The sequence below is a fragment of the Clostridium saudiense genome, assembly GCF_000577815.1.
Lineage (GTDB): Bacteria > Bacillota > Clostridia > Clostridiales > Clostridiaceae > Clostridium > Clostridium saudiense.
Map to the genome: position 1 here is coordinate 99,007 of NZ_CBYM010000003.1, position 17,284 is coordinate 116,290.

The following is a 17,284-nucleotide window of genomic DNA, read 5'->3' on the forward strand; positions in this document are numbered from 1 at the left end:
CATATATTTACATAATACGCATTAAGAGGCCATTTTGTGCTTAAAAATTAAATTTTTTATATCATTTCTTTTATAATTTCAAATTTTTCTGGTTTGCTAAAATAATATCCTTGTGCAATATCACACTTCATTTTATCTAAGTATCCCAATTGTTCCTTAGTTTCTACACCTTCAGCAACTACTTTTAAATCTAAGCTGTGTGAAAGCTTTATTATACTTTCTGCTATATACTCACTTTTTTCGTCAACACCAATACCGTCTACAAAGCTTTTATCAATTTTCAATACATCTATTGGTAATCTTTTTAAATAACTTAATGATGAATATCCAGTTCCAAAATCATCAAGAGCAATGGATACACCTAATTTCTTTAAATTTAATAAAAGTTCTATATTTCTTGATACTGATTGCATAATAACCCCTTCAGTAATTTCGAACTCTATATATTCGGGAGGTATGTTATATTTATTAAGTAAAGCTGAAACAAAGTCTATAAATCCCTCTTCTCTCAATTGAATATCAGATATATTAATAGCTATATGAAATTTATTATCACTTGACTCATATAATTCTCTACATTTTTTAAAGCTTTCTTCAATAATATATTTTCCTAGCTCAACAATAAATCCCGTATTCTCAGCAATTGGAATAAATTCAGCAGGAGACACAAACCCTAACTCTTGGCTTACCCATCTTACTAATGCTTCAAATCCATTTACTTTTTCACCTTTAATAGATATTTTAGGTTGAAAAACCATAAATATTTCTTTCTTTTCTATGGAAGTTCTCAATGCTTTTTCAATATCGTATTGTCTCCTTAATAAAGTTAAAATATCAACATCAAAAAATCTAAATCTATTTTTTCCTTCTTCTTTAGCTTTATGCATTGCCATATCTGCTGTTTTTAATAGTATATCTAAATTATCTGCATCTCTTGGATACATACTAACCCCTAAACTTATAGAGCAATATATACTTTTATTATTAACTTCAATTGGCTTTCTTACACTAACCAACAATTTATTTAATAACTCTCTAATTTCATTTTCATCATGTACTCTAGAAAAAGCAATTACAAATTCATCTCCTCCAAATCTAGCAAATGTATGTCTTCCATCTAATTCTTTATTTACCCTTTCAGAAAGCTTTAAAAGTATCTCATCACCAACTTCATGACCATAAGTATCATTAATACTTTTAAAGTTATCTATATCATAAAAAATTAATCCTAACTTTGTACCACAACTAAGATTATCGTTTATTAACTCTTTAAATATTTCTGTAAACATCTTTCTGTTAGGAATTCCTGTTATATCATCATAATAATTCATAAAATGAATCTTTTGTTCAGCCTTTTTTTCATTGCTAACATCCGTTATTACTCCAGATAAACTATAAACCTTATCTTTTATAGTACCCTTTCCTGTATAATCAATATGAATTAACTGTCCATCTTTTGCCTTTATCCTATACTTAATATTTGATTCTAAGCACATTCTATTTAAACATATATTATTAAAATAATTTCTTACTCTATCACATTCCGAATCATCTACATATCTATACCACTCTTCTAATGTAATATTTTCTTTCTTTATTCCAAGTTCATTCTTTATCTTTCCTGAAATAAACAAACTATTTTTATCATCATCCCACTTCCAAATAGCTCCATTCATTGCTTCAATAGATAAAGCATAACCTTCTCTACACTTAATACACTCAGTATTTTTTACTTTTATTCTTATTAAACACTCTTCAATAATAAGTATTAAAACAGCCATTACCATTATCATTATAACTTCTATTGAATTTATCAAATTATACTGTACTAAAAGAAATATAGTTATTCCCATAAATAATATAAAAAATTTATTATATTTATATACTTTTTTATTACTTTTAATATTTAGGTTCATAATGACCTCCAAAATATATATTTATAAACTAATTTTATCATATACTTACAAAAATATATATATTTCTACTAAATTTATTAATATATTGTATATTTTTCTTATTAAAATAAATTAGCACTAAATAATATTTCTATTACTTAGTGCTATAATTAATATTTTTAATTGTTTTCTTTTTTTAATTTTGTAAATATTACATTAAGTAAAACACCTATAATTGCTGCAAAACTTAATCCTGATATACTTACTGTTTCAGTTATTTGTATTCCTATTGCTTTTTCTAAAAAATTTCCTGAAAGACCTATAATTAATATTGCTACCATTACAATGATATTACAAATATTAAATTCAACTTTTTCTCTTTTAATTGTTTTAACTCCAACAATTGCTATCATTGAAAATAACATTAAACTTATTCCACCCATTACTGGCTGTGGTATTGTTCTTATTGCTGCACCAAACTTTGCAACAAAACTTAATAATATTGCAAAAATAGCTGTTAATCTTAATATTGCTGGGTTATAATTTTTTGTTATTGCAAGTACTCCTGTATTTTCACCATATGTTGTATTTGCTGGCCCTCCTAAAAATCCTGCTGCTAAAGTCGCAAGCCCATCTCCTAGTAATGTTCTATTTAAGCCTGGATCTTCTATAAAGTTTTTACCTACAACTTCTCCATTTGTAGTAATATCACCTACATGTTCCATTACTACAGCTAAAACTACTGGTGCTATTATTGCAATCGCACCAATATCAAATTTAGGTAATGTAAAACTTGGTACAGCCACTAAACTTGCACTTTGAATTTCTGCTGTAGATACTAATCCTAACATTAAACTAATTACATATCCTACTACTACAGCTATTAAAATAGATACTTGAGATAAGAATCCTTTACTAAACTTTTTAATTAATAATGCTATTCCTAATGTTATGCATGCTATTATTACACTTACTACAGCATCATTTCCTTCTGAAGCTATAGACATTATTCCAGTCATATCTAGAGCTGTTGGAATTAAATTTAAACCAATTACTATTATCATTGGTCCTACTACTTGAGCTGGTAATACTTTTTTAATATTCTTTAATCCTATCTTTTTTATTAAAAAAGATACTGCTACATAAATCAATCCAACTACAATAATACCACCTTGAGCATATCTTAAATCGCCATTATATTTTTCTGAAACTGCTACTATTACTGGAATGAAAGCAAATGATGATCCTAAAAATACCGGAACCTTTCCCTTTGTACATAAATGGAATATTAATGTTCCAATCCCAGCTGAAAATAATGCTACTGATGGATCTAATCCTGTTAATATAGGTACTAATACTGTTGCCCCAAACATTGCTATTAGATGCTGCATTGCAAGAATAACCTTCATTACTCCATCCTTAACACTTCTCTTTTCTTTTAATAATTCACCTGTATATTGTGCCATAAAACACCCTCCCTATTTTCTTTTAAGGAGAATTTTAAATTCCCCCTTTTCAGCCTCACTGGACTGTTATTAAAGGCAAAAAAAATGCTTCTTACATTCAGTAAGAAGCTATAGTAACCCTATTAAAATAATTAATACTACAAACTTTTGAAACTTACCGAACTCTCTGATTCGACTTAAAGCTTTTTTTGTTATTATATACTCTTTTAAATAAAATATCAAGAAATATATTTTTAAAAATTGTACATACTAAAAATGAGTTAAATCTAAAGGTACTTATTAATCTTATAGTGAAAAGAGTGATTTTTATATGATGAAAAAATTATCGAATTTAACTTTATTTATTCTTATAGCATTACTTCTCTTTCCCCAAATAACCACATATTGTGATGATGACAATAAAGAATTTAATAAGAAAAAGGTTGTTTATTTAACATTTGATGATGCTCCTGGCGGAGAAGTAACTATAAAAACTTTAGACGTATTAAAGGAAGAAAATGTTCCAGCAACCTTCTTCATAATAGGTAATCAAATAAAAGGTCAAGAAGATATAATACTTAGAATGAAAGAGGAAGGTCATAGTATTGGTCTACATAGCTTTACTCATGAAAGAAATAAACTTTATAGTAGTTGTGATGGTTTCATTTCTGAAATGAAACGAGTTCAAAATGCCCTTTATGATGTTACTGGCGAAAATTACTGCATTTTAAGATTCCCTTATGGAACAAATAATAGTACCTATAGAATATCTAATGAAATGGTAAATGCAGTTCATTCTAATGGATTTAAAATATATGATTGGACTCAGGACACTTTAGACGGAGCAAATCCAAACTCCTCTCCAGATACTATCTTAAATAGATCTATATCTACAAAAGACAGTGTTGTAGTCTTAATGCACAATGCTTATGCAAATAAAAATACCGCTATAGCAATTAAAGGTATAATTAAATATTATAAAAGCCAAGGTTATACCTTTGAAAAAATAACTGTGGATACTCCTGAAATTTATCATGTACTAAAAAAATAATATATAAAAAGCTCATGTTAATTATTATATTTTAACATGAGCTTTTTAAATTATGTTAAGCTTCTATGCTTATTTGTTTTTTCAAGCCTCTTATTACTATTAATGAAAATAGTAATACAAGTACTATTCCTTTTACTATACTTGTTCCACTAATACTCCACCATACTCCATTTATCCCTAAAATCTCTGGTCTAAATAAAATTATAGCCAAAGGTACTCTTAACCCAGTAAAAATAATACCTATTATTGATGGAATAACAGTTCTTCCTACTCCATAAAATGCTCCTGATGTTGTTATTTCCAAGCACATAAATAATTGTGAATACCCTAAAATCTTCAAATAATCAATTCCTTGTGCTATTGCTTCACTTTCATTTATAAATATTGAAAAAATACTTCTACCAAAGAACACCAATAATATTGTAGTAAATATTCCCAATAAACAAGAAATAAATAGTGTAACCTTATATCCTTTTAATACCCTATTCCATTTCTTAGCTCCATAGTTTTGTCCAATAAATGCAGTTAATGAACTTGCAAATCCACCAGCAGTCATCCATGAAATAGATTCTATTTGTGATCCAACTTTTTGAACTGCTATTGAAACTGGTCCTGCACTAGCTACGATTCTGCCAAGCAACATTGAGAAAAATGTAAATAAACAATTTTGGATTGCTGTTGGCCCTCCAAACATACATATATTTTTTATATACTTTAAAGTAATAAATTTTTTATTACTAAAACTAAAATTATATCCATTTTTAATAAATGTATATATAAATATAAGAGTAACTAGAAGTTGTGATAGTACTGTTGCTAAAGCTGCACCTACTACCCCTAATGGTTTAATTCCAGCAAACCCAAATATTAAAACTGGATCTAAAATTATATTCATAACTAATCCTATAGTGTTTACTATAAATGGTGTTTTACTATTTCCCGAAGCAGTAAATATTCCTGTAAATTGTGGATTTAAAAAAGCACATATCATTCCTAATGCAATAATAATTAAATATTCTAAAGACATCTTTATTATATTTGCGTCTCCTAAATTAAAAAAACCTATAAGTTCATTCCTAAATAAAATTAAAATAACTCCATATATAATTGACATTAAAACACATAATGTTATGCTACTATATACATATGAATTCCTCTCTTTTTCATTATTTTTACCAATGGCTTGTGACACACCAACTTCTGCACCAGTCTTACTTATTAAAACTAATGAATTTCCAAACCAAGCAAAAAAGCCAGCAGTTCCAACTGCTGCAACTGCTGCACTTCCTGCTTTACCAATCCATATCATATCTACTAAACTATATGCCATTTGAATAAACGATGTCCCCAATATTGGTAAAGATAAAGCTATTAATGTTTTTATTATATTCCCTGAAACTAGATCAACTTTTCTCTTCATGTATCTTTCTCCTTCTATATTTTTTCACAATAAAATAGAAGCAATAAAAATTTTACCACTCCTATTTTTTTAACTAGTAATTATCTAATTATTTTTCTAATAAATTTACCACTTTTTCAAAAGATTCAGGTTTACTGTAAAAATAACCTTGAACAATATCACATAAAATTGATTTTAAATAATCAACTTGCTCCTCAAGTTCTACGCCTTCAGCTACAACTTCTATGCCTAACTTATGAGATAACTGTATTATATTTTCTACAATCCACCTACTTTTATGATTTTCTATCATATCAATAACAAAACTTCTATCAATTTTTAATGCATCAATTGGAAGTTTAGTTAAATAATTTAATGATGAATACCCTGTTCCAAAATCATCTAATGCTATTGTGGAACCAAGTTTTTTAAGCTCATATAATGATCTTAATGTATCTTCATAGGATTTAATTAATATTCCTTCAGTTATTTCAAATTCAATATATCTACCATCAATCTTATAAATATCACATAAATATTTTACATAAGTTATTAACTTTTGATTTCGTAATTGTACATCAGATAAATTCACTGCAATTTTAAAATTTGAATATCCTGACTTTAACAACAAATCAACTTTCTTAAAAACTTCCCTCAAAACAAAATTTCCTAAGTGTACTATCATTCCATTATTTTCGGCAACAGGAATAAATTCATTTGGAGGAACGTTACCAATCTCCTTATTATTCCATCTAATTAATGCTTCAAATCCATTTACTCTCTCATGAGCTAAAATTACCTTTGGTTGAAATACAACATACATTTCTTCATTTTCAATTGCACTCATCAGATTATTTTGTATTTTATATGCTCTATCCATTGCTTGTGCAATACTATCATTAAAAAATTGATACTGATTCTTTCCCTTTGTTTTTGCCTCATACATTGCTGCATCTGCATTTTTTATTAACTCATCAAATCTATATCCATCATCTGGATAAATTGCTATCCCTATGCTTGTTGTAACATGTACTTGTTTTCCTTCTATGTTATACGATTTATTAAAAACATCTATAATAGATTGTGCCTTAGTTTCTATCTCTGTTAATGTTGTAGCATTATGTAAAAATATTAAAAATTCATCGCCTTCAAGTCTACAAATATAATCATCACTAATAATTTTATTTTTAAGCTCTCTAGCAACTGATTTTAAATATTTATCTCCATATGTAACTCCAAAAGTATCATTTATATATTTAAAATTATCTAATCCTAATATAATTAATGCACTTTTGTTATTAGAATTTTTATTTATCCCTAAATAAAAATCTATTTTATCTTTTAAATAAATTCTTTTATGCAATCCTGTAACTTCATCTAAATAAGGTGTATTTTCTAATGGTGCTACTTCATCTTCATTCGAATCAATTACTTTACTAACGTATCCCTCATATCCTATAACTTCTTCTTCAACTATTACTTTATTTAAATGAATTTTAATCCAGTTATCCATTTCAAGACAAGGACTTTTTAGCTGTAACTTAAAATCTTTTTTAGCTAAATTACACTCATTAAATAAACAAAGAAATTTTTCAACATGATTTTCATGAATATAATCACAAAATTCATCTATTGAAATATTAAGATTGTTACATTTAATATCAAATATACTTTTTAAATTGCCGCGCAAACTAACTTTTTTATTTTTTATATCTATAAAAATAATAGCCCCATACAGTCCCTCAAACTCTGAGCAGACATTTTCATTTGCGTTTTTCTTCCCCTTGCCTATATTCATATTACTACCCCTATTTCGAATTTTGTAGTAAATATACTACTATTCGTTACTTGTACTCTCTTTATTCTTCTTATCATTAATCAATGTAGTAACTAATGCTGTTGATGCAGCGATAACTACTGCAATTTTCCCTATTTTTTTCAATTTCATATACATTACCTCTTTTTAATTATCTAACTATTTATTAATATCATTACTGAAAAAACTATTTGAATTGATTTATATCTGTATGATATTTATATCCGATAGTTTCAAGTCTCTTTTCGATACATTCTTTTTCAATCCCAATATCTTCACAATACTGATCTAAACTTGAATAATAATCTCTTAACTTCATATTAACCATACTTACTAGTATATTAGGATCCATTTTTATTAATGTTTCTTTATCCATTTTTACCTCCATAATCTATATATGTTATTTTAATTACACATTATCCAAATTTTCCCCATACTTATATTTTATATAAAAATAAGCTAAAGTACATACCTTTTTAGTACTTTAGCTTATTTTTTTATTTATATTTACTTTATATAAAATATATTTTATTTTCCATTTCCAACAGGATTTACTTCTGGTACTTTTGCTGCTCTTGGTTTTTGGGGCCCTTTAAAGTGATCATTTTCCCAAGTGGCCTCTTGACCTTTCTTAGCCATAACAACACCTCCACTAAATATTATATATTTAGTATTAGCAACCTATCCTGTTTTATTCCGCTTTATTGATTTATTTCTTTGGATTTTCTGGGTCTAAAAACGAATACTTTTCTCCATCCTTTTCCCATCCTAAAATAGAATTCATATTAACGTTTGCCGCAGCCTTAAATATAGATTTATCAACATCATTAAAGTTTTTCTTCAACTCAGCTATCATATCCTTAATTTCATGTCTCTTATTACCAATCTTTTCTGCAGCAACCATACAAGCACAATTAAGTGGCCATAATCCAGTATACTTAATAAATCTTATTATTGCTTCTTCCTCTACATAATAAAGTGGTCTTATAAGTTCAATACCTTCAAAGTTATCAGCCTTTAATTTAGGTAACATTGTTTTAAAGTTTCCTGCATAAAGAACATTTAACATAGTTGTTTCAATTACGTCATTATAGTGATGCCCTAATGCAAGCTTATTGCATCCTAATTCTCTAGCCTTATTATATAATGATCCTCTTCTCATTCTTGCACAAAGATAACATGGATAATCTTTTGCTTTTTCATCAATTATTTCGAAGATTTTTGATTCATAAATATGTACTGGAATATTTAAATGCTCGCAGTTTTCTATTAATAAATCTTTTATTTGTGGATGATATCCTGGATCCATTGCTATAAACTCTACATCAAAATTTACTTGACCATGTTTTTTTAATTCTTGAAATAACTTTGCCATTAATAGCGAGTCTTTCCCACCTGAAATAGCAACTGCTATTTTGTCACCTTCTTCTATTAATTGATAATCCTTAACTGCTTTTATAAATTTAGACCATATTGGTTTTCTATACCTTTTAACAATACTTCTTTCTATTTCCTCAAGAGTCTTTTTAGCTTCTTCTGGTACTATTCTTGCGCACCCATTACCTGCTATACCACTCATCTTTATCACCTCGTATTTTTAATAACAAAATTTATTTTACTTAAATTATATAATAAAAGCAACTATTTACAATAGTTTATGTCATGTAAAATAAAGGTTGCATCAATTATGATACAACCTTTATTAAATTAACAAAATTTAATTTAAAATTACATTTATCTGTAATTAATTTCTCCTAGCTCTGGTACATGATCAAACTCAATTTTAGAACCTTTGTATGTAAATTCTACACCATCAATCCATTCTCCAGTATATTCAGTTTGTAATAAGTTTCTTATTAAAGTGTATTCAGTTATCTCTCCACCCGTTGATCCTGCAAAGAAATTGTTATACCAACTTATTCCTTCATAATCTGAAAATTGTACATCTCCAGCATTATTACCCATTTCATCTAAATTAAATACAGCAATCTTCTTTCCATCTATGTCTTTAATTTCAGTAAGAGATATTGGTAAATTATCAAAAGCTTTTTCACTTAATACACTTGCAATTTTTGATAGTTTATTCTCTAACGATTCATTTTTATTAATTTCAACTTCACCTAAATTAATTTCTGCTCCTTGTTCTGCATCTTTAGAGTATAATTTAAATACTTCTACTTTAGATTTATCCTCAGAATTTTCTTCTGTATTGCTTATTTGTTCATTATTTTCTTCCTCATCTTCAACTACTGTTTCATCATTTGCACCATCGTTATTTGAATTTGAGTCTTCAACTACAACATCATCATTTTTGCTTCCAGAAGCATTTGTACCTGTACATCCATAAACTGATGCTCCCATAACAAATATCATTGCTACTGCAATTATTTTTTTTAACCTTATGCTTCTCATATCTCTTCCTCCAATTATATTATTTGAAGTTGAACCCAACATCCTTAGCTTCATGAGAGTCAGATCCATAAACCATTTGTATATTATTTTTTATTGCTAAATCATACAAATCTCCACTTGGATATTTTTCTCCACAATACTGCTTTCTTAATCCGGCTGTATTACAGTCCAATTCATAATTTCTTAATTTAACTTCATTAATTATTTCTTCAAATAATTTATCATTTTTATAGTTAATAGGATATAGCTTATTAAATATCCTGATTAATGTAGGATGCCCAATCCTTTTAGGCTTGTAATTTCCTAAATTACTTTTTATTCCCTTCAATAATGTATTATAATATAAATTATATATTTTTTCTACACTTCCCAACTTATTTAATAACTCTTCAAATGACTCAATACAATCAAATGCATAATATTTTTCATCATACATTCCTATATGAACAGAGATAATCGCATCATCTAAATACTTTCCATATTCATTAAGCATATTTGTTGTAAACTCTTCATAACCTTCTAAATAATCTACTTCTAATCCAACATTTATTTTAATTTTATCTTTATATTTTTCTTTATAATAACTTGCTTCTTTTAAATATTTTTTCATTTCCTCTATATTAGGAGCAGCCGAGCTTAAAAACTCCTTATCTATTCCATATAAAACTAAACCTTCTGGCATAGTCATGTGCTCTGTAAATGTAATTTCTTCTATTCCTAATTCTATTGCCTTTGTTAAATACTCCTCAAAACTATCATTACTTCCATGTGGACAATAATGACTGTGTACATGTCCATCTCTCTTACTATTCAACTTATTTCCTCCCAATTATTTTATTAATCAATTCATAAGCATTTTATTAAAAACCCCTAAAATAATTGTATTTATATTATCCTTTTTAGCTTTATCTAAAATATTAGTTATTTTAGAGCTTGGCTGATAAACTATTAAATCAACCTTTTCCTCTTCAAAATTCTCTATAATATTTCCACCATTTAATTTTATATTTCTAATAGTTTTCATTTTAATAGCTTCATTATTTATAAGCAATAATATATTTTTTCTCAAAATATATATCACTTCATTTATATTTTCATTAGTATTTATATTTAATATGTCTTCATCAATATCATTTTCTACATTACTTATTTTACCTTCTAAAATATCTTTAAAATCATTTGTAGTAATTATTTCACACCCCAAAACTTTTGCTTTTCTAAGCTTGCTACCTGCTTTCTCACCAACAATTAAAAGATCACATTTTTTCGTTACTACAGTATCAACATTAGCCCCTGCCTGTCTTGCAAGCCTCATCAGTTCTCCTCTTACTAAAAAACCTCTACCTGTAAAAACAACATTTTTACCACCTAATATCTCTCTTGCTGAATTAAAATCTATTTTTTTGTAGTCTATTCTATCCTGCATCTTTTATCATCCCTTAATCTAAATCCTAACTTCATTTTTCTTTAGCACTAATTTTCATTTAACTTATATTATATCATTTTATTAAACTAAAGAATACTAACATATTTATTAAAAATCACTATATATATATTATGAAATCAAATTTTATATTATTTATTATCAATTTTTAAACCTATTATTTTTATTGATTGGAGGAATTTTAATTGAATGAAAAATTAAAAACTGACATTAACTCCTTAATTACTTTTCTAGAGCAACATAATAATGTAAATATTAATGCAGTAATGGGGTTAGATGGATTTGTTGATCAAATCCTTCATGTTGTTAAAACAAGAACTGATGCAAATAACTATATTAGAATGGAAACATTAAGTGAATTCGGCGATTTTATCAGTAAAGCTGCTGGATTAAGCTCAAATGTTGAATTTATTCCTCTTCAAAGCAAACTTGGTGGTAATGGGCCTATTATGAGCAATGCTTTGTCTACCTATGGCTTAAATATAAATTATATAGGTGCCCTTGGTGAAGATTCTATTAATCCCGTTTTTATTGAAATGTCTAAGAAATGTAATATAATTTCTATTTCAAATCCTGGCCTTACAGATGCAGTTGAATTTTTAGACGGAAAACTTATGATTGGCAAACGTGAATGCTTAAAAGATGTTAATTGGAATAAGATCAAAGAAAAAGTTGGAGTAGAAAAGTTAACCTCCATTATTGATAGTTCAACCTTAGTAGGATTAGAAAACTGGACTATGCTTCCTTATATGGCTCAAATTTGGAAAGGTTTAATTAATGAAGTACTTCCTAATCTAAATAAAAAAGATAATAAATATATCTTCTTTGATTTAGCAGATCCTGAAAATAGATTAAAATCTGATGTTTTAGAAGCCTTATCATTATTAAAAGAATTTTCATCTAAATTTAATGTTATTTTAGGATTGAATGAAAAAGAAGCCTATGAAATTGGAGAAATCTTTGGAGTAACTTCACAAGAAAATAAAATTCCTTTAAAAAATCTTATAATAGAGCTTTATAAAAGATTAAGTATCAATACACTAGTAATTCATCCTGTAAAGGAAGCATGTGCAGTATGTAATGGGAAATACTATTATACTCCTGGGCCTTACGAACCAAATCCAAAATTAACTACAGGTGCTGGAGATAATTTTAATGCCGGCTTCTGCTTTGGACAAGTCTTAGGACTTTCTACTCAACTTTCACTAGTTTTAGGAACTGCAACATCTGGTTATTATGTAAGAAATGCTAAGAGTCCAACCTTAAAAGATATTATCACTTTTTTAAATTACTGGGAAAACTCATTAAATTAATATATTTTCAACAAAAAATTATGTCAACTTTTTTGGCCTAATCATATTATATATTATAACAACAAATGAGGAGGAATATTTTTATGAGTACTAGATATAATAGATGTAGATATTCTAATTACCAAAGTGATGACAATTCAGAAAATACTGTAGATGATCATGTTCATGAATTTGAAGGTTCAACAATGTTTGCTGAAGAATGCGATGATAAACACAACCATCGTTTTGCTGGAGTTACTGGTGAAGCTATAAAATATGGTAAATCACATGTTCATAAGCTATCTACTAATACAGACTTTGTAGATCACCATCATAAAATTTGTGATACTACAGGTCCTGCAATATATGTAGGTAATGGCAAACATGTTCATCTAGTAAAAGGCTATACTACAACTGTTGATGGACATCGTCATGAATATATCTTTGCTACTTTAATAGAAGCACCTACTGTAGATGAAAGCAATTCTGATTGCTAAGTAGTATTTTTATCTTAATAATCTAATCTTTATCTTTATAAAGAAAATAACAAATAAATAGTACAAATAAATAGTAGAGGAATAAATACCTCTACTGTTCTTTTTATTATCTAATAATACCTTTTTTAATATTATCTAACAAGGAAATCATAAAACAATTTTCTCTCTATTCGAATATCTTGTTCAAAATTAAAGAAATCGTCTTTATCATATTTTTCTTTTATTAATTTTAATAACTCTGAATTTTCCCCGTAATATTCCTCTTCATAACTTTTTGATTGACTATTTATCTCCTCACATGGGAAATTAATAAATCCACCATCTGTTATGGATTTTATGTACTCTAACTTTTCTACAAACCATTTTCTATTTACTGGTGCAAACCTCGGTTCTTCCCACACTGATTGGAATCCTAAGATAAATTGTGCATCTCTATGATAGAAAGCTGTACTATCACTTTTAACTTCTTTTATTACTCCACCTAATCCATAAAAAGTTATTGCTGTATAAGTAGCTCCTTCCGCTCTTTCATCAATTAATTCTAAAAGTTTAGTAATTTCTTCTCTAGTATAATCCTTATAAACAAATCTACCAGCACTTTTATATCTTTCAAATTCTGGATGACTATCTTGAATTATTTTATTTGCTTCAAAAATATCTATATAATCAAGTTTATAACTTCCTTGAGATACAATATCTTTAATCGGCTTTAGTATTTCATTTGTCAGCTTTTTATCTCCATATACTAATCCAACTATTTTAACACCTTTGCCTCTATCACTTGAATTATAACAAGCTAACTTAAAATTAGCCCTTTTATCCATTACCTTATAAATCTCTTGCCATTTTTCAAGCAAATTAACATTTTCTTCAAAATCTATATGTGTAAAATCTATATTAACTAATGTAACCATATCAATTTTAGGTGGTAAATTATAAGTCATAGAAGTAACTACACCAAAATTACCTCCACCACAACCTCTTAATGCCCAAAACAAATCTTCATTTACTTCCTTATTACAAACTATAGTTTGGCCATTGCAATCTATTAATTCAACTTCAACTAATCTATCACATCCAAGTCCTAAAAGCCTTGCCGAGTATCCCCAGCCTCCACCTAAAGTAAATCCAACTGCACTTACTGTAGGGCATCCCCCACCTGGAAATGGATATCCTTTTCTACCAGTAGCTTCATACAACTCTCTATTTCTTACTCCAGCTTGTACCTTTACTCTTTCATTTTCTTCATCCATGTATATTTTATTCATTTTACTTACATCAATTACTACTACATCATTTCCGTTAGAATATCCTTCATAATGGTGGCGTCCATTTCTTATTCTTATTGAAAGTGAATTAGCCTTTGCAAATATAATTGCATTTTTGATATCATCTTCTGTTTTACAATATACAATTATTAGTGGATACTTCTCTATCGCCCTGTTCCATGCTTTTCTTTCTTCTTCATATTCAAAATCTTCCCTAGTAATAATTTCACCAGTTAATCTTCCATAATCGTAGTTAATCATTATTTCACCTCAATATTGTTTATTAAATAATGTTTTTTATCTCTCTTTTTACTTATAATTGTATCAATAATTTTCTTATTATTAAATAGGCATATATAATTGTTGGTAATCAAACTTTATTTTTACCACACAATTGTAGTTTTATTTTTTGAATTCCTACAAGGTAGCTTGAATTCAAAAAACTTTAGATTTTTTCCTCTTGGTGAAAACCTATCACAAACTATATGTAATATATATCCCATTGTAAAGCCCAATGTTAAATAAATATTTCCTATAAAGTAAACGCAACCACAGAATAGAAATGTTCCCAACCATTTATGAGTAAACATTCTATGCGGTGATAATTTCCCTAGTATTGTTACTATACAAAACATAATAGCTCCAAAATAATTACTAAAATTACTTTGTAAAAATAGAATAATATCATTTACATTTAGCATAATTCCTAACATATATCCTATAAATATTGCTATTATTAAAAAGGTTAATATTTTATTAAATACCTGTCTTACTTTTGAATTATGAGAATCTATATCTGGCATATATGAACCTATAAACCCTCCTATTATTAATGGTATTAAATAAATTACACTATCAAATGTTTTTGTTATTAAGAAACCAACTCCCATTGTTGCTGTTGCAGTAGTCCCTACAATCATATGTTCTTTTCCACTCATTAATTTTCCATCCTTTGTACAAAATATACTATCGCATCATTTAATTTTACTACAAATTTACTCAAAGTGAAAGTATGTTCTTGCCATTCCTCTATTTACCAATCTAAATATTTATGTATAAAAAAAGCATCAAATTAATGATGCCCTTTCATTATATATTTAATTGTTACCATGATGAGAACATCCATCATGATTACATGTATGAGTGCTATCAAATTCTTTTAATACACCATTCTTAAGTGAATTAATATTATCTGATATTGTTCCTTCAATAGCTTTATATACTTTTATTCCCATTGAATTTAACTTAATAATTGCCCCTTTTCCTATTCCTCCTACAACTACAGCATCAACTACCTCTCCTGATAATGCTTTAATAGGATTACACTTTCCATGTTCATGCCCTAAATCACCATTACTAATTGATTTAACTACATTACTTTCCCCGTCCCATACAACAAATTCTGGAGCACTTCCAAAGTGATTATATGGCATACTATTTAATCCTTCGTTAGAGTTAACTGGAAAACATACTTTCATTTTTACTCCTCCTTAATTTTGTTTTTACAACAACCCTTCATGGATTTGCACCCACGCTTACACCTAGCAGTATTTGCCTCTTCAATATTAAAATTGTACTCATTTGAAATTAAATCAGTATTTTTATGAATAAGAAGATTTATAAAACCTATAGCTTCTTCTAATACTTTCTCATTTAATTCATACATAACATAGTATCCTTGTTTATATGCAATTATTATATTAGCTTCTTTTAAAATCTTAATATGCTGAGATACTGCAGCTTCAGAAATTTCTAAATGCTTAGCAATTCCCTTTGCACAAATATTTCTATTTGATAATAAAATCAGAATTTTTACTCTTGTTTCATCGCCTATAGCTTTAAATATCTTAATCTTCTCGTTCATAAGCACCTCTAATTTAATTAAGTAATTACTTAATTAAATATTAATACTCTTAATTAGTTTTCTCAAACGCTAAATTTACTTGTTTTTCCTTAAAACTTATTAAATTTTATTATTTAGTTTAATTGCCTCTCAAATTCTATCTTTTCCTTCTGCCTTTAAATCCTTTTTTATCCAAATAATTATAGAACATTATTTATTCCCTTCTATTCATAAACTAATTTAATCTCTCTGGTATTAAGTTTTAAAAAAATATATTATAAACAAAGTACTTATCCTTCTAAAAATTTTTTTACTTCTTTTCTCCCATTTAAAACTACAATATTTTTTTCTTTATATAAACTTAATTTTTTAAGTATTTCTGGTCTAATTTTTTTGTTATAACTCAATACCCATTTAAAAAATTCTATATCAATTCCCTCTGGACAACCATCAGCCATATCTGGTCTGCTTTTTCCTCTATACATAAATCGTCTCTTGAAAATTCTATAAAGACAAATATACGTTGGCATATTAATAAATATTATAGTATCTGCATCTTTTGCCCTTATGTCAATTGTTTTAATATAATTACCATCTATTATCCATTTATCTTTGCTTATTACTTCTTTAATTTTTTTATTAAATTCTTTCTGCGGAGTTTCAATCCAGCCTTTATTCCAAAACAACTTATCTAAATTATATACTGGTATATCTAATTTATTAGATAATTTCCTGGAAAATGTTGATTTCCCTGCTCCACCACATCCTATCACAATAATTTTATCCACACTCTCCACCCCTATTTCTCAAAAATAAATTTCCTTCTAATAAAATAAATACTTTTTATATTTTAAAGTTTTAATTCATATTTTTTGAAATATATATGCATAATATTAAAAAATAAGCAGAGTCATGATATTCA

Annotated in this window: 17 protein-coding genes; 3 read left to right on the forward strand and 14 right to left on the reverse strand. The window is 27.3% G+C overall.

Annotation, left to right across the window (positions count from 1 at the left end; translation table 11 throughout):
• Positions 1 to 56: 56 nt before the first annotated feature.
• Positions 57 to 1,916, reverse strand: coding sequence for a sensor domain-containing protein (locus TY07_RS02750; RefSeq protein WP_078061279.1), 1,860 nt, complete (start codon positions 1,914 to 1,916; stop codon positions 57 to 59).
• Between the two features lie 158 nt (positions 1,917 to 2,074).
• A complete protein-coding gene (locus TY07_RS02755; protein ID WP_042394993.1) occupies positions 2,075 to 3,361 on the reverse strand; it encodes a uracil-xanthine permease family protein in 1,287 nt (428 codons plus the stop codon).
• A 310-nt stretch (positions 3,362 to 3,671) separates the two neighbouring features.
• Here TY07_RS02755 and TY07_RS02760 point away from each other — a divergent pair, with 310 nt between their 5' ends.
• Positions 3,672 to 4,391 carry a polysaccharide deacetylase family protein gene (locus TY07_RS02760; RefSeq protein WP_042394996.1) on the forward strand — a complete coding sequence of 240 codons (720 nt, stop codon included), beginning with the start codon at positions 3,672 to 3,674 and terminating at the stop codon, positions 4,389 to 4,391.
• A gap of 55 nt (positions 4,392 to 4,446) precedes the next feature.
• Here TY07_RS02760 and TY07_RS02765 read toward each other — a convergent pair whose 3' ends face one another.
• The 7 genes from TY07_RS02765 to TY07_RS02795 all read right to left on the reverse strand — a co-directional run bounded on the left by TY07_RS02765 (position 4,447) and on the right by TY07_RS02795 (position 11,444).
• Positions 4,447 to 5,811 (reverse strand): MATE family efflux transporter, encoded by a 1,365-nt coding sequence (locus tag TY07_RS02765; protein WP_042394999.1) that lies wholly within the window; start codon positions 5,809 to 5,811, stop codon positions 4,447 to 4,449.
• 88 nt (positions 5,812 to 5,899) lie between these two features.
• Positions 5,900 to 7,588 (reverse strand): putative bifunctional diguanylate cyclase/phosphodiesterase, encoded by a 1,689-nt coding sequence (locus TY07_RS02770; RefSeq protein ID WP_052330585.1) that lies wholly within the window; start codon positions 7,586 to 7,588, stop codon positions 5,900 to 5,902.
• A 205-nt stretch (positions 7,589 to 7,793) separates the two neighbouring features.
• Entirely contained in the window at positions 7,794 to 7,982 is a 189-nt protein-coding gene (locus TY07_RS02775; RefSeq protein ID WP_042395001.1) for a DUF4250 domain-containing protein, read from the reverse strand.
• 333 nt (positions 7,983 to 8,315) lie between these two features.
• The gene (locus tag TY07_RS02780) at positions 8,316 to 9,185 is read right to left on the reverse strand and encodes a tRNA 2-thiocytidine biosynthesis TtcA family protein (RefSeq protein ID WP_042395003.1); all 870 of its coding nucleotides are present in this window, start codon (positions 9,183 to 9,185) and stop codon (positions 8,316 to 8,318) included.
• Between the two features lie 155 nt (positions 9,186 to 9,340).
• Entirely contained in the window at positions 9,341 to 10,018 is a 678-nt protein-coding gene (locus TY07_RS02785; RefSeq protein ID WP_042395213.1) for a hypothetical protein, read from the reverse strand.
• A gap of 19 nt (positions 10,019 to 10,037) precedes the next feature.
• Entirely contained in the window at positions 10,038 to 10,832 is a 795-nt protein-coding gene (hisJ, locus tag TY07_RS02790; protein WP_042395006.1) for a histidinol-phosphatase HisJ, read from the reverse strand.
• Positions 10,833 to 10,859: 27 nt separating this feature from the next.
• Positions 10,860 to 11,444 carry a BRCT domain-containing protein gene (locus tag TY07_RS02795; RefSeq protein WP_042395009.1) on the reverse strand — a complete coding sequence of 195 codons (585 nt, stop codon included), beginning with the start codon at positions 11,442 to 11,444 and terminating at the stop codon, positions 10,860 to 10,862.
• A gap of 203 nt (positions 11,445 to 11,647) precedes the next feature.
• Between TY07_RS02795 and TY07_RS02800 the strand changes: the two genes are divergently transcribed.
• On the forward strand, positions 11,648 to 12,775 hold the full coding sequence (locus tag TY07_RS02800) for a hypothetical protein (protein ID WP_052330587.1): 1,128 nt from the start codon (positions 11,648 to 11,650) through the stop codon (positions 12,773 to 12,775).
• An 83-nt stretch (positions 12,776 to 12,858) separates the two neighbouring features.
• Positions 12,859 to 13,251 carry a YmaF family protein gene (locus TY07_RS02805; RefSeq protein WP_042395012.1) on the forward strand — a complete coding sequence of 131 codons (393 nt, stop codon included), beginning with the start codon at positions 12,859 to 12,861 and terminating at the stop codon, positions 13,249 to 13,251.
• 131 nt (positions 13,252 to 13,382) lie between these two features.
• Here the strand turns inward: TY07_RS02805 and TY07_RS02810 are convergent, their stop codons facing one another.
• The 5 genes from TY07_RS02810 to TY07_RS02830 all read right to left on the reverse strand — a co-directional run bounded on the left by TY07_RS02810 (position 13,383) and on the right by TY07_RS02830 (position 17,150).
• Positions 13,383 to 14,780 carry an FAD-binding oxidoreductase gene (locus tag TY07_RS02810; protein WP_042395014.1) on the reverse strand — a complete coding sequence of 466 codons (1,398 nt, stop codon included), beginning with the start codon at positions 14,778 to 14,780 and terminating at the stop codon, positions 13,383 to 13,385.
• A gap of 122 nt (positions 14,781 to 14,902) precedes the next feature.
• Positions 14,903 to 15,457: a metal-dependent hydrolase gene (locus tag TY07_RS02815; protein WP_042395017.1), complete on the reverse strand. Its 555-nt coding sequence runs from the start codon at positions 15,455 to 15,457 to the stop codon at positions 14,903 to 14,905.
• Positions 15,458 to 15,616: 159 nt separating this feature from the next.
• Positions 15,617 to 15,997, reverse strand: coding sequence for a NifB/NifX family molybdenum-iron cluster-binding protein (locus TY07_RS02820; protein ID WP_042395020.1), 381 nt, complete (start codon positions 15,995 to 15,997; stop codon positions 15,617 to 15,619).
• Positions 15,998 to 15,999: 2 nt separating this feature from the next.
• Positions 16,000 to 16,383, reverse strand: coding sequence for an ArsR/SmtB family transcription factor (locus tag TY07_RS02825; protein WP_042395022.1), 384 nt, complete (start codon positions 16,381 to 16,383; stop codon positions 16,000 to 16,002).
• A 269-nt stretch (positions 16,384 to 16,652) separates the two neighbouring features.
• Entirely contained in the window at positions 16,653 to 17,150 is a 498-nt protein-coding gene (locus TY07_RS02830) for a DNA topology modulation protein (RefSeq protein ID WP_042395025.1), read from the reverse strand.
• Positions 17,151 to 17,284 lie beyond the last annotated feature (134 nt).